This is a genomic window from Pseudobutyrivibrio sp. JW11, assembly GCF_900115355.1.
GTDB classification, from domain to species: domain Bacteria; phylum Bacillota; class Clostridia; order Lachnospirales; family Lachnospiraceae; genus Pseudobutyrivibrio; species Pseudobutyrivibrio ruminis.
In genome coordinates this window covers 19,532-41,412 of the sequence record NZ_FOWB01000004.1, presented here as the reverse complement: position 1 = coordinate 41,412, position 21,881 = coordinate 19,532, and the positions used below count along the sequence as shown (strand labels likewise).

Here is a 21,881-nt window from a genome sequence, read left to right as displayed (position 1 = left end):
CTCTTCCAGGATTTTACGGGTGCACCAGCCGATGCATGGCTGATGCTTCCCGTAAGGACATCCTTTACAGGCAGAGGGCTTCTTGCCTGTCTTTCTATTCATTACAACGCCTCGCCACCACGGTCATGAGGACGAGTGACTGTTTCATGAATTGGAGCTTCGCGCTTCTTATCAGCGAGCTTATCGAGAGCTGATTCACGCTGCTTTGCGGCAGTACGCTCCTCGAACTTCTCAGCTAATTCAAAGATCTTATCCTTGGAATCATAGTGATAAACACTATCTGTAAGGATATCTTCCGGCTGAACCTCGGTAGCATTTACTGTGCGAACCATATCTTCCAAGTCAGCACGATTCATGCTTCCATCGTCTCTTACTAACAAAATTTCATGAATCGATGAAGGCAATACATAGAAATCACCGCCAACTCTCTCAGCCGCCTGTTCCATGAAATCCTGGTAAGCAAGTACGCTTGCGCCCTGCACCTTATCTGGAACTGTGGCTACAAAAAGTGGCTCATTCTCTGGTGGTGCAATCGGCATGCCCATCATCATAAAGGCCTCATCGCCCATCATTTCCTGCAATGTCTCAGACATAGTCTTAATCACAGCTGGACGAAGTTCCGGAGCAATTGTCATGGCATCTTCATGAAGCTGATCTGCTGTGATACCATAGGAATCAAGAAGCTGATTTGTCACCAGAATGCTGGCTCTACCCTCATCTGAAGCATCCAAAACAAAGCGATATACCACCGCCATGTCTTCGATGTTCTTGTGAGGAACCTTTTCAAGCATGTCAGCATTTCTCTCTGCTGATACCACTTCCATGGAAAGCGTCTGCTTCATCTGGTCATAGTCATTGACCTTATCGATATCAAAGCTCTTTGACTCTGTGATTCCCTTCGCAGCCTGATCAGAAGCCCTTTCCACGATATCGATATAATCCCTTCCATCCTCATACGCTGCAAAAGCACTACTAAGATTGATATTTACACCAATCACACTTCCCGGTGCCTTCACTGTCAAAGCATCATACCCATCGTTCAACTTATCAATGTGCCGAACATCGGTCTCTGCTTCGATTCCCCTGTTTGCAAGATTCTTTAGCACATCCTGCTCCATGTCCTGTTTGAATTTCTCGTAGTCCATTGTCTACCTCCTTTGAATAGTGAATAGTTACTGCTCAAAATGAGCACAAAAATAGCAGCTATCTCGATTGAGATAACTGCTATGTAACGTTCAATATTCAATTAGGGCAACAACTTTGAATTTATCTTTTTATCTTGCACTTGTCTCTATGAAACCTTCTAATTGCAACTATAGGTTCAATCATAAATACTATCAATAAAACAATAATTACAAGCCAAACAATAATAAGATTAAAAGCTAAACTGTATGCTCCAAATGTTTCTAAGTTAACAAATATCCTAAATCCAAAAACTCCAGCCATTGAAGCAATTCCTATAAGTGTCGTATTCACTATAGCATCCATATGATATCCATACGTGCCGTTTTTAATTTTTCTTTCAAGAGACCAAATTTTAATTCCTCTTAGAATAATGCATGTCACTAAAATAGTTACACAAACAGCAACACTATTAAGCACATAATATGCGCTTATAACCGTAGGAATGACAAAAGAAAATAACGTTTCTTCCTTAAAAACAAATAACATTTTAATGTGTCGATATTCAGCATCATTCTCTAGAGAAGCAATAAACATAAAAATCAGACTCATTATAGAAACTATTGCAAAAGCCCCTAACAAAAACTTCCAATAAATGGTGTTATTTTGATTACCCATAAGCATTGTTGGAACTAAACCACATACAAATACTACAGGTGAACAAAGTGCATATTTAATCTTTACTTCAGGCATTTTTCTGAGCACTTCAAAAATATCTGTAACTTTCTTCCCCTTATGTAGAATCCATTTATTTGACTTCTTATCTTTCATTAAAAACTTCAAACTCCGATTCTTAATTTAAATTACCTTATAAGCTTATCACATCTCATATTTTAAAAAAGAAAATATTTTAAAAAATTAAGGTTATAAGCTTATAGGTTATATTAATCCAGCAATTCTTTGCTTAATTACCCAGAAAACATCTTCTTTATCCTTAGTAGAAAGCTGGTCATATAACCTACATAAGGAAATGTATCGATTACAAAGAATCTGCTCTTCACTTTCCTCGGCGTAGGATTCTAATAATAATTCTCGAACATCAACCTTATAAAGTTTTGCAAACTCTATAATCTCATCTGCGGTAACCTGTCGCTCATTTGATTCAATTTTTCTTAGGGTTCTATCATTAATATGCATCATCTTCGCCACATCAGTTTGAGATAAACCCATCTTTTCTCTTGTTGCTCTAAGCTTATTCGCTGTAAAAATGCTCATTTTCAAACCCTCCTTGACCGGAACAATTCGGCCGGTTTTTAATTTTTCATAAAAAATGCGTCCTTAGAATTACCTTATAATAATTCCCAGAACGCATCAATTATATTCCATATAAATTTTTTTTGCCTATAAGCTTATACCCAAAACTTTTTTCATTTTTAGGTAAAAATATAGGGAGTCAAAATGACTCCCTATACTAGAAACAGCTTAAATTCAAGCTTTTCTGGGAACCGAAATCTGCGGTGCTCTCCATAGTAGAGCTTTGCAGCTTTCTGTATGTAAGATTTTGGAATCTCAAATGTTCCCAGAAATAGCGCATTTTCAATTAGTGTTTCTCGGCGATAGCTGCCTGTGCTGCTGCAAGTCTAGCGATTGGTACTCTGAATGGAGAGCATGATACATAGTCAAGACCAATCTTGTGGCAGAACTCTACTGAAGATGGATCTCCACCGTGCTCACCGCAGATACCTACGTGAAGCTTAGGATTTACTGGCTTACCAAGCTTGATAGCTGTCTCCATAAGCTTACCAACACCTGTCTGGTCAAGCTTAGCAAATGGATCGTTCTCGAAGATCTTTGTGTCATAGTAAGCATTTAAGAACTTACCAGCATCATCACGAGAGAAACCAAATGTCATCTGTGTAAGGTCGTTTGTACCGAAGCAGAAGAAGTCAGCTTCCTTAGCGATTTCGTCAGCTGTAAGAGCTGCACGTGGAATCTCGATCATTGTACCAACTTCGTACTCAAGCTTAGCGCCTGCTGCTGCGATTTCAGCATCAGCTGTCTCTACAACAACGTCCTTAACATACTTAAGCTCCTTAACCTCACATACAAGTGGGATCATGATTTCAGGCTTAACATTCCAATCTGGATGAGCCTTCTGTACTTCAAGTGCTGCACGGATAACAGCCTTTGTCTGCATCTTAGCAATTGAAGGATATGTAACTGCAAGACGGCATCCTCTGTGACCCATCATTGGGTTGAACTCGTGGAGTGACTCGCAGATGTTTCTGATTTCCTCTACTGACTTATTCTTAGCCTTTGCAAGCTTTTCGATATCAGCATCCTCTGTAGGAACGAATTCGTGAAGAGGTGGATCAAGGAATCTGATTGTAACTGGGCATCCCTCAAGTGCTTCGTAAAGAGCCTTGAAGTCTCCCTGCTGGTAAGGAAGAATCTTATCAAGAGCAACCTCTCTCTCTTCCTCTGTATCTGAGCAGATCATCTCGCGGAATGCTGCGATTCTGTCAGCTTCGAAGAACATGTGCTCTGTACGGCAAAGACCGATACCTTCTGCACCAAGCTCTCTAGCCTTCTTAGCATCAGCTGGAGTATCTGCATTTGTTCTAACCTTAAGTGTTCTGAACTCGTCAGCCCAAGCCATTACACGACCGAACTCACCAGCGATTGTAGCATCAACTGTTGGGATGATACCAGCGTAGATGTTACCTGTTGTACCATCGATAGAAATTTCAGAACCCTCTGTAAATGTTGTGCCTGCAAGAGTGAACTTCTTGTTCTCCTCATCCATAGCGATGTCGCCGCAACCAGATACACAGCATGTACCCATACCACGAGCAACAACGGCAGCGTGTGATGTCATACCACCACGAACTGTAAGGATACCCTGAGCAGCCTTCATACCTGTGATATCTTCTGGAGATGTCTCAAGACGTACAAGAACTACCTTCTCTCCTCTAGCAGCCCAAGCTTCTGCATCGTCAGCTGTGAATACAACCTTACCACATGCAGCACCTGGAGATGCACCAAGACCCTTTCCAAGAGGTGTTGCAGCCTTAAGAGCAGCAGCCTCGAACTGTGGGTGAAGAAGTGTATCAAGGTTACGTGGGTCGATCATTGCTACAGCCTCTTCTGGAGTCTTGTGTCCTTCATCAACAAGATCACAAGCGATCTTAAGAGCAGCTGGAGCTGTTCTCTTACCGTTACGGCACTGGAGCATGTAAAGCTTCTTGTTCTCTACTGTGAACTCCATATCCTGCATATCATGGTAGTGATTCTCAAGAGTCTCACATACCTTGATGAACTCTGCGTATGCCTCTGGGAACTCCTTCTCCATCTGAGCGATTGGCATTGGTGTACGAACACCAGCAACTACGTCCTCGCCCTGTGCGTTGATAAGGAACTCACCCATAAGCTTATTCTCACCAGTAGCTGGGTCACGAGTGAATGCAACACCAGTACCTGATTCATTATTTAAGTTACCGAATACCATAGGCATTACGTTAACTGCTGTACCCCATGAGTAAGGGATGTCGTTGTCTCTTCTGTAAACGTTTGCACGTGGGTTATCCCATGAACGGAATACTGCTTCGATAGCAAGCTTTAACTGCTCTACTGGATCTGATGGGAAATCAGAACCGAGCTGATTCTTGTACTCAGCCTTGAACTGCTCAGCAAGCTCCTTAAGGTCTGCTGCTGAAAGCTCAACGTCAAACTTAACACCCTTCTTCTCCTTCATCTCATCGATGAGCTGCTCGAAGTACTTCTTACCTACTTCCATAACTACATCTGAGAACATCTGAATAAAACGTCTGTATGAATCATATACGAAACGCTCGAAAGCTGGATCTGGGTTTCCAGCGATCATAGCTGCAACTACTTCATCATTAAGACCAAGGTTAAGGATTGTATCCATCATACCTGGCATAGATGCACGAGCACCTGAACGAACTGAAACTAAAAGTGGATTCTTAAGATCTCCGAACTTCTTGCCGTTGATCTCCTCCATTTTCTTAACACCTTCCATAGCCTGAGCCATGATTTCATCATTAATCTTGCGACCATCCTCATAGTACTGTGTACAAGCTTCTGTTGTGATTGTGAAGCCCTGTGGTACTGGAAGTCCAATGCTTGTCATTTCAGCAAGGTTTGCACCTTTTCCTCCTAAAAGATTGCGCATTGTCATGTCGCCTTCGCTAAACATGTAGACCCATTTGTTAGCCATTTCAAAATCCTCCTAACATATATATAACTTTTGATTTGTCTGTCTGTAAAAAACGGGGTTTTCAAACAGTCCGTTATTATTAAAACACAATTTAGACACCAATACAAACAAATTCGTTGTACAGTTAGTAGAAAATCAGGAGTGATTTTTGTGCATTTTTATCAAACGAGTAAGTTGTTTGAAACTTTGACTCAATTAGCTAAAATGTATAATCATCTACAGATGCATTCAAAGCGTATCTTTGCTGGCTATAAACCGCGGTTTTAAGCTGATTTTCGTCTTTTAATAGACTTTTTATCCTTTCTGTCATTTTGAGATACTGTTTCGCCTCAAAACGATTTTCACGGGCTGTATACGTCAATCCGTGAGCAGTTCCGTTAAATGTCAGAATAAGCTGATTATGAAGAAATGCTTTTCTAGTTGCATCAACAATTTCTCCTTCACGATTGATATCGAGGAAGAAATCGCACTCCCAGAAAAGTCTATCCAATGTAGACATTTTCACATTTGGATACATCACCACATTGTCATATTTCTCATGTGCCAAAAGCTTTGCTGACATTTCTGTAATCGCTGTAACATGGAACTTCATCTCCGGCAAAGCCTCCACCAGTTCCTTCAGCTTTTCAACATTTTCTGTATTTGTACAAATAAGGGCAGATGGTCTACCCATGTTTTTCTTTTTAAATGAATAGATATAGCCAAGCTCATCCATCTTGTCCTCAGGGGCATTAAGCATTCTAAGGCGCTCATAGGATGGGTGATTTTGCACTATTACCCTCTTACATCTATTAGCCTTACCATCGAAAATCAATAGCATATTGCCTGGAATTGCATCACGTGTTGCCTCCTGCCAAAACAATATATCTTCCCTTCCATCTGATAAAGGTGGTAAAGCATTTGATACAAAAAATGGAACCGACAAAGAGTTAAAGAATATTCTGTGATTCTCAAGCCCCAGGGATTTCAGATAGTAAACCACAAACTCCGTGCGATTTTTGAAAAACAGTGACTGATTATCAATATTTAAAATGATGTCTCCTGTAACAAAGTTTTCAACAATGATTTCCTGGCCATTACCATTAAAATATGACTTGCTTACCTTCTGTGACTTTTTATTAAAAATAGTTCTGGCGTAAAGCATGCCATATTTATTATAGTGGTCGCTGGCTCTGACTTTGCCATCCTCATCAAGCCAATCCACCACCTTAACAAACCTTTTATTCTTAGGCTCAGCGTAAAATATTCTGCCTCTCTCCTTCGCTTTGTCGTGAATGCTTCCACTGGTATTGTTGCCACTGATTTGCCAATACTTTGGCACCTGAATCTGGTTGAAGTAAAGAGGCTTTTTAGGACAGCCTTCCGCCTTCTTAAAATCTCCCAGAAAATGCTCAAACACATTTTCAACGCCATCAGGCAGAAAGCCATCGTCATTGATTGTGACCGCCTTCACCTCATAATCTGCATTCTGAAATGAGAAAAGCAAATCCTGGCTACCCATATTAAAATAGTCGAACAACAAAACTATGTCGTTTCTATTAGTTTTTTCCATTTTGCCTCCACTTCACTTGCAAGATATTTCTTAGCCTTTGAATAAGAATGCTTATGCATCTTTTCCAAATCCTCTTCTGTAAACAATTTACAAATTGCATCAACCATGGCCTTCTGTCTTCTTCCCTTTTCCATTCCTATGGCGTAAGGCAGCTTGTAGCCATTCTTTCCCTGGTCGATGAAATTCTGATTACCGTAACGAACATCAAAACCGATAATTGGAAGTCCCGAACCAATAGCCTCCATCAATGTAAGTCCAAAGCCTTCACTGGTAGATGCTGATAGATATGCTTCGTACTTTTTATAAACATCAGTCAAATCATGCTGTCCCATCAATCGTATATACGAATCAGCACCCAGAGACTTTATCTTTTCCTTCAAATCCTTTTCAGCAGCACCTTTGCCGTAGATATCTAACGAAATATCAGGCACCCTATCATGTGCAGCTGCCACTGCATCTATCATCCAATCAACGTGCTTTTCAGTGGCAAGGCGTGATGCTGTAATTAAAGAATGTGGCTTTCTCTCACCTGCTGGGTATTTAAGCTCAGTAAGAGCGCCCACCGGAATGGTTACAATATTAGGCTTGGCCCCGCAGTACTTATCAAACTGCTGCAACAACAGCTTTCGCTGGTCTTCCGTAGCAGTGATGTAGAAATCTATTTCATCATGCATCGAGAAGGAATACTCGTAGTAATTGTTCCACAAGATATAATCATCATCCGTAGCCCCTTCGCTAAAATGGTCTGCGTGAATGACAATTCCAACCTTTGCATCTCCAACATTTTCAAGAATAGCCTGGCCCTGGCCGGTGGTTCTATCGATTATTACAATATCATCGCTGGTAAGCCCAAGCTTGCTTGTCATATAACCCACAAGCTCTTCCTTTGAACATATTAATTTATCTGGGAATTTGTACATGACATTGTCATCATCATTGATTTCCTCGTAAGCAAGGCTACCATCCTGATTGAAGAATCGTCTGTGATACAGATGTGCCTTGCCATCAAGTGGAGCATAGTATTCCGAGAACACACGCTTAGACATGAAATAATCCTTGCGCACCAGACATCCCCTGGAAACCATTTCCACACGATGAACGAAATCCTCCTCCGTATTTACGAAGTAGACTCTGTAGAAATTATTATCCCCCTCAAAAATCAGCTTTCCTATTTTGCCATCCCGCTCGTAGGAAAAAGATTTATCTCCAAGTGTCCCTTTCAAATCATCCAAGGTATAGGTAACAGGGCCCGGCTTAAAATCCGTAAAGAATGTGTATAACCAAATAATCTCATCATCCTCAAAACCAATATTTCTGGTCATGTCGATAAGATTGTCCTTGGAAAACATATCTGAAAATATAAACTTTGCCTCAGCCCCTATGTTGCGAAGTACCTTTGCTCTATAGCTTTGAGCATACTCCACCCCTGAGCTGGCCCATCCTATTCCTAGATTAAAGTTGTAAATCATATATGCCCCTTTTCTGCCAAACTTTTATGGAAGTATGATGTGTAATCGGTTCTTTTTATCCATGCTTACTTCCGAAAGCAATACATTTCTGATGATATTTCGCTTGATGGAGTTTTCCATTTTTCTAAATGATTCCAAAGCCTCCGCATGATACTCAAACATAAGATTTCGCTGAGCACTGCTTCGTCCTGAAACCGCAGCCTGCAACTGCTGCAAATAGTCAACCTGCTCAATCCAAGCCTCATCAATTGCAGATAAAGCTGAAACTCTAACGAAGTCATTCATGGCACTTTCTGAGTCAATAGATGCCTTCTTTTCCTCAAGTGACTGCTCCACTCTTGCCATGATATATGCCTTCACTCTGTTTCTGTTTTTAAGATTGAGATAGCCCGAATCCTTCTCCATTCTGTAGGAGATGTTATCCAGCAGATAACGATTCAGAGTGGTTACATCCAACTCCTTATTCTCCTTCAAAAACAGATCAACATTGTCCTCTGCAATACGAAGTAGACGTTCCTTCTCAACAGTACCGCCGTCAAGCAACATATCTCTGGTGTCGTACATCAGCTTACGTTCCAATTGAAGTACTACATCGTAGTCCTTTGAAGTCTTTCTGTTTGTACTGCCAAGCTCTTCATTTATCTTTTGAGCGTTATTAACAATTCGCTTTATTTTTCTATCGCTTATACGTTTTGTTCCGTCGATGTATTTCTGAATCTTCTCCAGGTCAGTACCCTTTTCAACAATATCGTCCTCCAAAGATACAATGAATCTACTGTATCCTGGGTCTCCCTGACGTCCAGAACGACCTCTTGCCTGGCGCTCATCGCGGATGTTAAGCATTCGACCTACACCAATAACAGCAAGTCCTCCCAGTTCCTTTACACCAGGTCCAAGCTTGATATCCGTACCACGTCCTGCCATGGATGTGGCAACTGTCATAGCTCCCATCTGGCCAGCTTCTTTGATAATATCAGCCTCCCAGAATGCATTGTTGGCATTAAGCACTGAATGTGGCAAGCCCTTTTCTACCAGCAGATGGGAAATGATTTCAGTATCTGCAATCATGGTTGTAACGATAAGCACTGGCTGGCCTGTATCATGTTTTTTGACGGCAAGACGAATAGCAGCCTCAAACTGCTTTTTCGAATCGCTGAAATACCAATCCGGACAATCCACTCGCTGAATTGGGTTGTTGGTAGGAATAACTACTACATGCTTGCCATAAACATCATATAGCTCGTCCTTTGCATCGTAGATAGTTCCACTCATGCCCGACATCTTTGGGAACATAGAGAAGAAATTCTGATATGTGATGGATGCCATGGAACGGTTTTCCTGTGAAAGCTCCAAGCGCTCCTTACACTCAATAGCCTGATGCTGACCACCACGAAGCTTTACGCCCTTTAAGGTACGTCCTGAGCTGGCGTCGATAAGTGCAACTTCACCGTTTTCAGATATCATATACTCTGTGCCCTTTTCGATAATCTTGTGGGCGCGAAGTGCCAATACCAAATGACGATATATTTCGAAATACTCTGGAGCGAAAATATTATCGATTCCAAAGTACTCTTCTGCATATTCAAGTCCCTTTTCTGTGAACCATACGTTTTTCTCTTCTACTTCGTAGTCCTCATTTTCCTTCAATGTACGCACGAAGAAATCTGCCGATTCGTATAGGTTGGACTGAACACGTGGAGCACCTGAAATAACAAGTGGTGTGCTGGCACTGTCTAGAAGTACTGAATCAGCTTCATCAATGATTATGAAATTGAATGGACGTAAGAATCTATCGCTGGCAGACTTTACCAGATTGTTGATAAGGTAATCAAAACCAAGAGCAGAGTGTGTCGTATATACGATATCTGCTTTGTAGATCTCTTTTTTTTCGTCGTTTTCGAATCTATCATCCTCATCACGCTTTACACCTGCCATAACAGAAAGGCCCATGAATCGATATGCTGGTCCCATTTCCTCCGCATCTCGCAAAGCCAGGTATTCATTGTTTGTAACAAGGATTGCCCCTTCTCCTGTAAGACCATTTAGATACATAGGTAAGGTAGCTGTAAGTGTCTTGCCCTCTCCTGTATTCATCTCTGCCAGATAGCCCTGATGTAAGGCCACGCCTGCCATAATCTGCACATCGAAAGGATACATTCCCAGCACACGCTTGTCGGCTTCGCACATGGCAGCAAAAGCCTCTGGCAAAATCTTGTCCAGTGACTCTCCCTTCTCATATCGCTCCTTGAAGGATGCAGTGAGCCCAGACAATTGCTGATCTGTAAGCTGCTCCATCTGCTCCTTGTATGCCTTTACCTTTTTCAGTTCTTTTCGTAGCTTATTTACAAGCTTTCTAGTTTTCACTATCGCTCTACCTCAATCTCTTCAATGGTAATGGAATGATATGTAAATTCCGTCATACCTGCATTTATCAGCTGCATTCTGTAGCTGTAGGTCTTAAGTGGGCATGAAAACTCTGCCTCTGTGCCTCTCACAGTGAAATCTCCTGCCTCTCTTTCGTATCTATCCAGGAAAACCAAACGCACCAAATATCCACCTCCTGTAGGTGTATGTACGTTGATTTTTATGCGGTAATGACTCTCACCATCTATGATAGGAAGTGATGGTTCGATACGCTGTGCCTGATAGTTGGTCAGAGAATACCACTCCTTTATTACTGTTCCTGGTGGCATCAGCTCATTTTCAAAATGTACGTAATTCTTCGCTTTGTAATCTATTTGCGAACCATACAGATAAGTATCTGAACTGTATTCGTTCCAATAGATTGTCCAACTTGCCTTTTCCATTTATTTCTCCAAACCTGCAATTACACTCTTCCATTTCTCAAGAAGATGCTTTGTAGTAAACTTCTGTCCTATATCGTACGAATAAACCTTTGCCTGATTCCAGTTGAAAAGACTTCCAAGGAAATAATCCAATGCAACAGGTATTCTATCAATCTCCGTCATGACAAATCCATTGTAGCCGTTTTGCATATACTGTGTTTCGCGTCTGACTATCTGAGGGATGGCTGAACTGATACAGTTAATCTGTAGGAACAAATCAGGATTGTGACGCATATCAAGCATGATACGCTGCTCACGAATACACTTGCTGACTGATAGCTCATCTACACACTGCTCCACAAAGAATCTGATAGGAATTTCTTCCTGCTCCTCAGCTTCCATATCTTCGTTTTCCGCAGTATCATCCTCTTCCTCATGGATTACCATGCGTCTGTCAAAGCCGGCCTCTTCCAAAATCTCTGCAATCTTATTAAGCAGCTTTTCAGGCAAATCATAGGTGGCATTTCTTGTGAAGATGCTGATTACCGCATTTTCATTCATCTGCAAATACTTGGCCAAAGCAATCATCATTTCCCTAAAACGTTCCTCTGGCAAGCCATCTACAGGTACAAGAACCTTTTGAACCATCAGCTTTTCACTGATACCAAAATCCATACGTGAATCGTAAGGAGAAATATCTGTGATATTAGTGATTTCTTCTTCCATCTCTCGCTTCAAATAACGAGTGGTTGCCTCAGAATCCGTGATGATGTATCCTGCCCTTTTTACAAGTGGTCTGGAATCCAAATGATCCTTTATGCGATATCTATCTCCGTAGAAAGATAGAATACATTTCTTTTTTCCTATGATGTTCTGTGCTGCCAGATAATTTAACTCGTGCATGGCAATACAGAAAACATCATCTCCATTATCATCCTCAATATGTGCTTCAAGCACTTCCAGAATTACATCAGTAAGGCTCATGTAGATAGTCTCTTTGAAGGTTCTGGTCTCCGTTGTGTTATCAGATTTGAAAACCTGATAGGTGTTGCAGCTGGCATTGATTTCCACAGCACCTGTTTCAGCATACACACGAAGCTTTGTAACACCAGCCTCTGTCAGATAATCGGTGTAGAGCATGCGTCCATTATCATAAACCTCCGTAGATGAAACGAAACCTCTGTCATCGTAGATGTTACGACGGCTAAGCACCTCTTTCTTGTACATACTAACCTGAATAGGGTTGCCTGCTTCGCCAAAATCTATCTGGGCGTACTTGGTATTATGCAGATATGCAATTACAACAAATGGGGTATATACGAATTCGATTCCCTCTGGCCAATCCAGATTATGAAATGAAAAAACCGCTGCCTTCTTTTTCTTAACCTCCTGAATGGCATCAAAACAAGACCAGTATGGAGCATGAAAAACTCCCTGGCGATGTAAGAAATGTCTGAAGTTTGGAGCATGACTCAAAAGAAGAATCTTAAAATCACGCATACCACTACGATAAAACATCTGAACCTGTTTTACCGTATCATCAAACTCTGTGTGCATTCTTCGCGTGTGCCAACTCTGCTCAGACTCTCTCCACTCATTCTGTTGATACCAAGCTGGAATAAAATAAAGCATCGTAATTACCTCTTATAGGAAAGGCACGTAAGCATCGTAATCTCTTACAGCCCTAAGTTCTCGATATAAGTTACAGTTGATACTTGCCATCGCAATAAGAATAGATGGCAAACTGATAACTGTTGATTCTACATAACCTCTTAAATGAAGGACCAATGGTACAATAATGAAAAATCCCATAAACATTGCTGAGAAAAATGCGATCCAAAATACTCTTATAGAAATGAATCTTCGTGTATTTTTACCAGATTTGAGACCTGTGATACTGTCTCCTGCTTTTTGCAAAGATTCTGTAAGATTCTTTGGACTGATAAATACGAATGAGAAAATTATCGTAATTACGTATAGCACTACCGTATATACAGCAATTCCAAGGGTATGTGCTGTATCCATGTTTTCGTATACCCACTGTAAGTTTTTGTCTTTAGGAAACAGCATACTAAGTCCCATAGACACATACACTGGTAGCATGAAAAACGCAGTAGAAAACATAACCGGCATCATTCCGATTGGATTTAGCTTGATTGGGATATAGTTTTTATCAGAATAAATATTGTGAATAGATATTCTTTGCATAGGAATACGGTATTCACTGTTTTCAAATATGATTGTGCATATCACTGCCAAAAATCCAATTCCACCAATAACATGCATTTCCCATAAGCCAGAATTCTTGACTGTGTGAACCACACTATCCAGAATGTTTACATAGATAAGAACTGTCTGACCACCTATACCGTATTTACCATTTCGAGTGGCAAGCCATAAAATCACAAAAGCTCCTGTTACCATCTGAAATCCAGATATGATTTTTGCAATGATAAGCTGAAGCCCGCCATCAAAAACATAAATTGTGGAATTAACAGTAAGATATGCCTGGACGCTAGCCCATACAAACATCAAAATGAGAGTTGCCATGGTGATTTTTTTAGGCGAAGTGTGAGCCTTTGAATCAGCACGTTTAACAGCAACTATTACCTGAACAAAGAGCATAGAGAACATAAAAGGAGAAATACCAAGTGCCAGCAAGCTGGTTTTATATCTATCTCCTCCGATTGTTTCCATGATAAGATCTCCAGAGGTGCTCTGGAATGCTTTGTAAGCTTCTAAATCAACTCCATATAAAGGAAGCTCTCTACCAACAAGGTAAACTCCCATTATTATGAAGGTAAATATTAATTTTTGAATAAGTGTTTTGGGAAAAAATTTTTGTCTCAACTGATTATCCTCCCCCCATTATGCACTTTTATTTTACTACACTAAAAGTAGAAAAAATAGAGGCAACCTTTCGGTTGCCTCCAACTATTAGAAAAGTGTCTTAGTTATTTTCTTTCTCTTTTTCCTTTTCTTTTTTAACCTTATCGTATGTCACCTTTCCAGTAATCAATGCGATAATCCACCACCAGAAACCTTTTCTTGCAAGACTTTCATCTTCTGTGACTGTAATGCCCTTAGCAACATCATCATCTGCGATTTCTGTTACTTCAGTTTCCGCCTCATTTACAGCCTCGATTGTACGGCCTTCTACGATTAACTCGCGGCCACCTGTCACTTCTTCGCCACCAACTGTGTCGTCATTTACAACACCAAGTGGAACTCTTGCATCATCGATAGGTGTGATTGCCTGGTTTGCAATAGCACCTGCTGCCGGCATAACTGTCTGTGCAGAAGCTGCTGGTGCTGCTGTAGATGCAGATGCTACAGGAGCAGATACTGTTGCTGCAACTGCTGCTGACTCACTTGCTGATGCGCTTGTGCTAGCTGCAGTAGAAGCTTCCTCGCTTGCTGCTGTTGAAGCCTGCTCACTTGCCTGATTAGATGCTAACTCACTAGCTTCTGTAGATGCCTGCTGGCTTGCTGCTGTGCTTGCTGCGCTCTCAGATGTGCTTGTGCTGTTAGAAAGACTTTCTGCAGTCTTTGTACTGTTAGCAGCATACTCTGACCATGCACTATCAAGCTCATTAGAACGAGCTACATACTCGTCTACCATTGACTGGTATCCCTCAACCTGTGAACCAGTAGATGCAATTGCTGCTGATAAAGATAACATCTCTGATGCTAATTCAGAACGCTCATCCATCTGGCTATTCATGAATGCGTAGCCATAGTAATCTTTGCCTTTATAATGTCCGTTTTCATCTGCCTCCATAGAATAGTTCTGTCTTGTGATTTTGAATGTCTTTTCATTACCATCATCATCAGTAAATGTATATGAAAACAGATTGCCGCCCGCTCTTATGCCATTGTCTTGTAAAAACTTCTCAACAATATTGATTCCTGAAACATAAGGAGAATAATTCTCTATAGAAATACCTCTTGGAATTGTAATACCTGCAGCAACATCTTCTTCAGAAAGCTCAGACCATCTAAAGAGACTTTCTCCTCTAGCATTAGCTGTTACATAATCATAATATTCCTCATGAACCTGTCCATCAGTTCCTAAATAAATTGTACAGAAATGCTTTTTATCATATCCATCCGGTGTGTAATATTTAATCTGTGCGCTATCAATATAATTAGGATCAGCTTTTCCGTCAATTACAAGATTATATTTAATCATTGTAATTGCAAGAGGTCTGCCAGCGTGTTCAAAATAATCAGTATCTAAACTCTTGTTCTTAGCAGCTAATGCTTCTCTCTTTGCTGTTTCAATCGCCTGAGCAGCTTTAACATCTTGCTCTAATTTATCAAGCTTTGCAATGTTGTAGTTCTTAGATTCATAATCCTCTGATGTTGTAGTCATTGTCTCTGAATAGCTTTCATACTCAGATTCTGCCTCTGATGCTGAAGTAGAAAGTTGCTCAGATGTAGATGATAATTCACTTTCAACTGTAGAAAGTGATGCTCCTGACTCAGAAATCTGTTCCTCCGTATATACGGTAGCTGCCTCTGCTGTATCAGAAAGGCTAGCATCAGTTTCTGCATCAGTTTCTGTATCATTTGTTAATTCAGTTGCAAGAGGAGCTGCCTTTCTCATAGCTTTAAGCGCAACCTTGTTTTCAGCTAACTCATTTTCATCGATTGTTTCGTCTCTATAAGCCCCTCTAAGAATGGTAAATACATCGTCATTTGTATCCTCAGCTGGAGCCGCAGGAGTTTCTTCTGCTGGAGTAGCTGGTGTCTCAACTGGAGCCTCCACTGCTGGAGTAGCTGGTGTCTCAACTGGAGCTTCCTCTACTGGTGTAGTAGGTGTCTCTTCCACTGCTGCTGGTGCCTCTGCTGCTGGTGTCTCTGCTACTGGCGCTGTCGCAACCTCTACTGCAGCTGGTGCTGGAGCTTCTACAACCTGCTCTGTTGCTGCTGGGACCTGTGCCTCTACTGTCTGTTGTGTCTGTGGTGTAGTATCAACAACGATTTCAGCTGCCTCTTCTTCCATAGCATATACTAAATCGGCATCGCCAAGTAAAGCTGCTCCACCTACGGAAGCACCTGTAATGGCTACTCCTTTTAATAAACTTCTTACTTTCTTTTCACCCATTTTTCATTCCTCTCTTTCACAAATTCCTATTCATCTATTTGTATATATTTTATCGGTAAATTGTGAACTTTTTTTGCTCCCCTAAGGCCTATTATTGCCATATTTTCACACTTCTTGCCAGTTCACAGAATGTTCAAACTGTAAGAATTATCTGTCAAAATCTTCCTTCAAAACACGCTCATATTGCCCCTTAAACCAGGCACCAATTCCAGCGGTATTATCATTGTGGCGACCATGTAATCCTTTACCATAAACCTGCACACCTGCCGAATTCAATTCTGTGATTAGCCTGTTGTAGGCAGTTGAATCATAGTCATCTTCTATCATATAAGAAACAATAAACTTGGTATGCCCAAAGTCGGTGTTCCTTATCTTATTCCATAATCTCTCGTTAAGTCTTTCAATTGCTTCCTTATCTGTTCCTCCACCATATCGCTTTAGGATATCTAGTGAAGTAGGAAATCCCTTTGGACGCTTCAGTGTCTCATTAGCAGCAATATCTCCAAGGCTAGCCAATGGCTTTCCCAGAATAAGTGCATGAGGCCTCATGTTGCAACCATAATATAATGAGCCAATTGTTCCCATGGAAATTCCAGAAAGGATTAGCTGATCCGGATAGAATCCCAGCTTATTTAGATGCTCGTCAATTATCTTAACCATCAACGCTTCAAACTCTGGGCTTCCCATGTAAAATCCGCCACCTTCAAAGCGCTGCTCTGCAATCAGCAAAAATGGACATCCCATTTTTCGCATCATGTAGTAGCCTTCAAAACCTTCCTGAGTTTTATATCCTGAGAAATAAACTGCAAGTGGTGGTTTGAAATCACCTGGATCAAAGTAAGAGAAAATCTCCTCTCGCTCAGATGTGACATATCGCTTACCACCTACTAAAAATGCTCCTAAATCCCATCTAGATACTCGGTCGTGTAAAGCAATAATATTCAGCTTTCCCTGACCTGCTGCACGAAGTGATACAAACAGCTGACCATCACCATTTCTACCTTCAATAAGGACAGGTTCTTTCAAATCTTCTTCGCTAAATGTCCAGGAATCTCGAACGTCAGATAGAGAGCCTGGCACAAACTGAGTAATTGATAATGATATTTCTACAGTGTCATCCTTCTCGTACTCTAGCCAAAATTCCAATCCTTGGTCTTTTACTATTGGAATATTATTCTTCCAGAAAGCAACCTGGGTAAACTGGTTGCCGTAATCACCTTCCAATTCAACAGCGTACTGACCATTCCATCTGATGCTGCCCTTGAAACCTTGAGCTACACCAACATTCTCTGGCTTAAACTTCTCTCCATATGGATGTGGGAAATATTTTTTCGTCTCATTAGTAAGGAAATCCTGTATATCCTCCGCTGCCAAGTTACTAGCCATTCTTCGGTTGAACAATCTCGTAGTAGGTCTATTAAGCTTGAAATCACCAACTATGAAAACGCAGTATGACATTGACATCTGGTGAACTATCTCTGCCTCTTCATCATCCAGATTTCTTTCAACTACAACAATTTCATAAATATCCTTTTTCTTTTCAATTGTTCCACCTGCAAAGATAATCTTTACATTGTCAGGACATTTATATTTAGTTGCCCAGCTTTCTGTACCTATCTGTAAAATCCTAATCTTATCCATGTAAATTTAAGCCCTTCGTGCAAAATAAAAGCCCAGCAAGCATTACTACGAGCTGGGCTATAAATCTTAATTATCTCTTTCCTCTATTTTCAATCCAAGTGGCTTATCCAAAAGTGAAAGGATACTAGCAACTGGAACAATATAGAGTGCTTTAACTGCTACCTTGAATGAATCAAGATTCTCCCCCTGTAGTGCTACTACTATTATTGCACAAATTACTACTCCAAGCCAAATACATAAATCAGCAACATTTTCATTCATAACAACCTTGATGATAATTGCAATTACAAGTACCGCAATTGCGATAGTCCAAGGTGTTGCAAGAACTAGCTTTAGTCCTTCGCCAAATGAACCAATATTGCTCATGTTGTATGAAACTACATTCTGTAAAAATGCTGCTCCGTTTTTGAAATACCATAAATATAATCCCATTGGAACTGCTACGGTTATCCAACCTTCGATTGTTGAAAACCAGAATGTTCTATATCCCTTTCCATCTATGCCATCAACCTTAAATTTGATTGCAAAGAATAGAATTAGTATTGCCCAGAAGAATACATATCCTGGTTGAAGGAAAAGAACTAATCCTAAATCAATAGCGAGTAAGTATGTGTGATGTGAAAGCATGCCGCTCTTTAGCTGGCGTGCCACATGGTAGCATGTCAAAGACATTACGAAGAATAATATCTCTTCTGCACCAGCATGGGTAAGTGCACCCCATTCGAAAATTGCTATTGCCGCTGCTGCAACCCAAGCAAAAATATTCGATGTGTAAAGCTTTGCTGTCTTATATAAGAATAATATAGACACAAAATTGAGAGCTGTCTCCATGATGAACTGAAACAAATGAGTGTCTGTTGGTAAATAACCAAGGCCAAAGAACTCATATACAACTGGTCCGTAGTGACCATCCAATTCAACATATGCTAGATATCCTTCTCTTACTGAGTACGCAATACTAAGAATCTCTTCCTGCACCTCAGTAAAGGCGTTTGCAATCCATGGATTAAATGGACTTGATATCGCAACGATTCCAGTGATTACTACAATCGCAAGGAATTCTAAGCATCTTTTTAGATTTTTGTTCATATATTACCTCCTGCGCATAATATAAAGAGTGGAAAATGTCTGACATCTTCCACTCTCATATTATAATTCACTTTCTAGTTACATTCCACATACTTTTGTGAATTATTTCTCAACTTCTGTTTCTTTAACTAATCTACTTGTCTGTATCTTCAACTTCCTTTTCAACAATGTTCCTCTTATCCTTAGCAACCTTTCCTGATATTGCTGTGATGATGATAAGGATCCAATACCACCAAACTCTTCCACCTAAACCGCTCTTTGTGATAGAAAGTGGTGTCTCCTCATCCTGGATTGTTGTGTATTCATCCTCAAACTCTGATGCCAAATCATCTGTTGAGTCTAATCTTACAGCAAGTGGTACCTGCTGTTCCTCAATTGTTGTCTCAGCTCCGCCAATCTCATTGAATGATGAAACTGTGCTTGTAGATGAAGCATTTGTTGAAACTTCATTATATGAAGAAGTTGCTGTTTCTGTTGTTGTAGTTGCAGTGCCGTTTGTCTCGCTTGCTGAAGCAGGAGTGCTTGTTCCACCATTTCCAGTGTTGTCATTTGCTGTGCTTGCAGCTACAGATGCGCTTGCTGACTCTGATGCACTTATGCTTGCTGATGTGCTTGCACTTGTTGAAGCACTCTCGCTTGCTGAGATGCTTGCACTTGTTGATGCGCTCTCGCTTGCCGATGTACTTGCTGATGCACTGTTGCTCAAGCTTGCTCTCTCTGAAGCACTAAGGCTCATGCTCTCTGACAAGCTAAGGCTAACTGAAAGTGACATGCTTGCACTCTCTGAGAGTGAAATACTCTCTGATGTTGAAGCACTTGTTGAAAGGCTTTCTGATGTAGATGCACTCTCACTAAGAGAAGCACTTGTTGAAAGACTTTCTGATGTTGAGGCACTCTCACTAAGCGAAGTGCTTATGCTTGCTGACTCAGACAAGCTTGCGCTTGTTGAAGCAGACTCGCTCTGGCTAAGTGATGTACTTGTCGACTCACTCAAGCTTGTCGATGTGCTATCACTGAGTGATGTACTTGTACTCTCTGATACTGAGTCGCTTAAGCTTGTTGAAGTGCTTTCACTTGCTGATTCACTTGTGCTTGTTGAAGCACTCTCTGATGCACTTGTACTTGCTGATGTGCTTGCGCTTATTGATGCACTTTCACTTGCTGAAATACTTGCGCTTGTTGATGCACTTTCACTTGCTGAAATACTTGCGCTTGTTGATGCACTTTCACTTGCTGATAAGCTCTCACTTACAGAAGCACTTATAGATTCTGATGTGCTTGTGCTAGCTGATAGGCTTTCGCTCACTGATTCAGAAATACTCAAGCTTGCTGATACACTCTCACTAATTGATATGCTTGTACTTGTGCTTGCTGATTCACTCTGGCTAAGTGATGCACTCGTTGACTCGCTCAGGCTTGCTGATGTGCTATCGCTAAGTGATGTACTTGTTGACTCACTCAGGCTTACTGATGTGCTATCGCTAAGTGATGCACTTGTTGAGGCACTTTCACTTGCTGATGCACTTGCGCTTGTTGACTCACTTAAGCTTACTGATGTGCTATCACTAAGCGATGTACTTGTTGACTCGCTCAAACTTGCTGATGTAGATGCACTGTCTGAAGCGCTTGTACTAGCTGATGTGCTGGCACTTGTCGATGCACTCTCACTTGCTGATGCACTATTGCTAAGTGATGTACTTGTCGACTCGCTCAGGCTTGCTGATGTGCTATCACTAAGTGATATGCTTGTACTCTCTGATACTGAGTTACTTAAGCTTGTTGATGTACTTACACTTGCTGATTCGCTATCACTAAGTGATGTGCTTGTTGACTCACTTGCACTAGCTGATGTACTTGCACTTGTTGATGTACTTGCACTTGCTGATGTACTTGCACTTGCTGATTCGCTATTACTTATTGAAGTACTCTCACTAGCTGATGTACTTGCACTTGTTGATGCACTCTCACTTGCTGAAGTAGATGCACTGTCTGATGCACTTGTACTTGCTGATTCACTATTGCTAAATGATGTGCTTGCTGACTCACTCTGGCTTACTGATGTGCTATCACTGAGTGATGCGCTTGTGCTTGCTGATTCACTATTGCTAAGCGATGTACTTGTTGACTCGCTCAAACTTGCTGATGTGCTATCACTGAGTGATGTACTTGTTGACTCACTTAAGCTTGTTGATGCACTCTCGCTAGCTGATGTACTTGCGCTTGTTGATGCGCTTGTGCTTGCTGACTCACTATTGCTAAGCGATGTACTTGTTGACTCGCTCAAACTTGCTGATGTGCTATCACTGAGTGATGTACTTGTTGACTCACTTAAGCTTGTTGATGCACTCTCGCTAGCTGATGTACTTGCGCTTGTTGATGCGCTTGTGCTTGCTGACTCACTATTGCTAAGCGATGTACTTGTTGACTCGCTCAAGCTTACTGATGTAGATGCACTGTCTGAAGAGCTTGTACTAGCTGATGTGCTGGCACTTGTCGATGCACTCTCACTTGCTGATGCACTATTGCTAAGTGATGCACTTGTTGACTCACTCAAGCTTACTGATGTGCTATCGCTAAGTGATGTACTTGTACTCTCTGATACTGAGTCACTTAAGCTTACTGATGTACTATCACTAAGTGATGCACTTATTGACTCACTTAAGCTTGATGATGTGCTATCGCTAAGTGATGTGCTTGTTGACTCACTCAAGCTTACTGATGTGCTATCACTAAGTGATGTACTTGTTGACTCACTCAAGCTTACTGATGTGCTATCACTAAGTGATGTACTTGTTGACTCACTTAAACTTGATGATGTGCTATCACTGAGTGATGCACTTGTTGACTCACTCAAACTTGCTGATGTAGATGC

General features: G+C 41.0%; 15 protein-coding genes. 1 reads left to right on the top strand and 14 read right to left on the bottom strand.

The window, feature by feature from the left end; all coding sequences use genetic code 11:
- Positions 1-101: 101 nt before the first annotated feature.
- The 14 genes from BM102_RS05385 to BM102_RS14425 all read right to left on the bottom strand — a co-directional run bounded on the left by BM102_RS05385 (position 102) and on the right by BM102_RS14425 (position 19,781).
- Positions 102-1,145 carry a DUF5688 family protein gene (locus BM102_RS05385; protein ID WP_177194913.1) on the bottom strand — a complete coding sequence of 348 codons (1,044 nt, stop codon included), beginning with the start codon at positions 1,143-1,145 and terminating at the stop codon, positions 102-104.
- 121 nt (positions 1,146-1,266) lie between these two features.
- Complete coding sequence (locus BM102_RS05380) at positions 1,267-1,953, bottom strand: hypothetical protein (protein WP_090479715.1); 687 nt, start codon at positions 1,951-1,953, stop codon at positions 1,267-1,269.
- Between the two features lie 108 nt (positions 1,954-2,061).
- Positions 2,062-2,397, bottom strand: a complete 336-nt coding sequence (locus BM102_RS05375; RefSeq protein WP_090479712.1) for a helix-turn-helix transcriptional regulator — start codon at positions 2,395-2,397, stop codon at positions 2,062-2,064.
- A 325-nt stretch (positions 2,398-2,722) separates the two neighbouring features.
- Complete coding sequence (gene ppdK / locus BM102_RS05370; RefSeq protein WP_090479709.1) at positions 2,723-5,362, bottom strand: pyruvate, phosphate dikinase; 2,640 nt, start codon at positions 5,360-5,362, stop codon at positions 2,723-2,725.
- Positions 5,363-5,561: 199 nt separating this feature from the next.
- On the bottom strand, positions 5,562-6,914 hold the full coding sequence (gene gtfB, locus BM102_RS05365) for an accessory Sec system glycosylation chaperone GtfB (protein ID WP_090480168.1): 1,353 nt from the start codon (positions 6,912-6,914) through the stop codon (positions 5,562-5,564).
- A complete protein-coding gene (gene gtfA / locus BM102_RS05360) occupies positions 6,887-8,383 on the bottom strand; it encodes an accessory Sec system glycosyltransferase GtfA (RefSeq protein WP_090479706.1) in 1,497 nt (498 codons plus the stop codon). Before gtfA ends, gtfB begins: the two co-directional genes overlap by 28 nt.
- A 24-nt stretch (positions 8,384-8,407) precedes the next feature.
- Positions 8,408-10,747 carry an accessory Sec system translocase SecA2 gene (secA2, locus tag BM102_RS05355; RefSeq protein WP_242839245.1) on the bottom strand — a complete coding sequence of 780 codons (2,340 nt, stop codon included), beginning with the start codon at positions 10,745-10,747 and terminating at the stop codon, positions 8,408-8,410.
- On the bottom strand, positions 10,747-11,190 hold the full coding sequence (gene asp3, locus BM102_RS05350) for an accessory Sec system protein Asp3 (RefSeq protein ID WP_044933747.1): 444 nt from the start codon (positions 11,188-11,190) through the stop codon (positions 10,747-10,749). Before asp3 ends, secA2 begins: the two co-directional genes overlap by 1 nt.
- Positions 11,191-12,801 (bottom strand): accessory Sec system protein Asp1, encoded by a 1,611-nt coding sequence (gene asp1, locus BM102_RS05345; protein ID WP_090479703.1) that lies wholly within the window; start codon positions 12,799-12,801, stop codon positions 11,191-11,193.
- Between the two features lie 12 nt (positions 12,802-12,813).
- Complete coding sequence (locus BM102_RS05340) at positions 12,814-14,019, bottom strand: hypothetical protein (protein WP_090479701.1); 1,206 nt, start codon at positions 14,017-14,019, stop codon at positions 12,814-12,816.
- A gap of 100 nt (positions 14,020-14,119) precedes the next feature.
- Complete coding sequence (locus BM102_RS05335; RefSeq protein WP_090479698.1) at positions 14,120-16,279, bottom strand: hypothetical protein; 2,160 nt, start codon at positions 16,277-16,279, stop codon at positions 14,120-14,122.
- Positions 16,280-16,426: 147 nt separating this feature from the next.
- Positions 16,427-17,920 carry an accessory Sec system protein Asp2 gene (gene asp2, locus BM102_RS05330; RefSeq protein ID WP_090479695.1) on the bottom strand — a complete coding sequence of 498 codons (1,494 nt, stop codon included), beginning with the start codon at positions 17,918-17,920 and terminating at the stop codon, positions 16,427-16,429.
- Positions 17,921-17,986: 66 nt separating this feature from the next.
- Positions 17,987-19,009, bottom strand: a complete 1,023-nt coding sequence (locus BM102_RS05325) for a hypothetical protein (RefSeq protein WP_090479692.1) — start codon at positions 19,007-19,009, stop codon at positions 17,987-17,989.
- 133 nt (positions 19,010-19,142) lie between these two features.
- Entirely contained in the window at positions 19,143-19,781 is a 639-nt protein-coding gene (locus BM102_RS14425; protein ID WP_207646565.1) for a hypothetical protein, read from the bottom strand.
- Here BM102_RS14425 and BM102_RS14420 point away from each other — a divergent pair.
- Positions 19,780-21,881, top strand: a 2,102-nt coding sequence (locus BM102_RS14420; RefSeq protein WP_207646564.1) for a hypothetical protein, incomplete at its 3' end; no start/stop codon positions are given. The two genes, BM102_RS14425 and BM102_RS14420, sit on opposite strands and share 2 nt — an antisense overlap.

Bases quoted from the DNA above. Each gene is read 5' to 3' on its own strand.
- gtfB (WP_090480168.1), bottom strand. From the start codon at position 6,914: ATGGAAAAAACTAATAGAAACGACATAGTTTTGTTGTTCGACTATTTT.
- BM102_RS14425 (WP_207646565.1), bottom strand. From the start codon at position 19,781: ATGTCACTTTCAGTTAGCCTTAGCTTGTCAGAGAGCATGAGCCTTAGT.
- BM102_RS05380 (WP_090479715.1), bottom strand. From the start codon at position 1,953: ATGAAAGATAAGAAGTCAAATAAATGGATTCTACATAAGGGGAAGAAA.
- asp3 (WP_044933747.1), bottom strand. From the start codon at position 11,190: ATGGAAAAGGCAAGTTGGACAATCTATTGGAACGAATACAGTTCAGAT.
- BM102_RS05335 (WP_090479698.1), bottom strand. From the start codon at position 16,279: ATGGGTGAAAAGAAAGTAAGAAGTTTATTAAAAGGAGTAGCCATTACA.
- BM102_RS05375 (WP_090479712.1), bottom strand. From the start codon at position 2,397: ATGAGCATTTTTACAGCGAATAAGCTTAGAGCAACAAGAGAAAAGATG.
- BM102_RS05385 (WP_177194913.1), bottom strand. From the start codon at position 1,145: ATGGACTACGAGAAATTCAAACAGGACATGGAGCAGGATGTGCTAAAG.
- asp1 (WP_090479703.1), bottom strand. From the start codon at position 12,801: ATGCTTTATTTTATTCCAGCTTGGTATCAACAGAATGAGTGGAGAGAG.
- ppdK (WP_090479709.1), bottom strand. From the start codon at position 5,362: ATGGCTAACAAATGGGTCTACATGTTTAGCGAAGGCGACATGACAATG.
- asp2 (WP_090479695.1), bottom strand. From the start codon at position 17,920: ATGGATAAGATTAGGATTTTACAGATAGGTACAGAAAGCTGGGCAACT.
- BM102_RS05325 (WP_090479692.1), bottom strand. From the start codon at position 19,009: ATGAACAAAAATCTAAAAAGATGCTTAGAATTCCTTGCGATTGTAGTA.
- gtfA (WP_090479706.1), bottom strand. From the start codon at position 8,383: ATGATTTACAACTTTAATCTAGGAATAGGATGGGCCAGCTCAGGGGTG.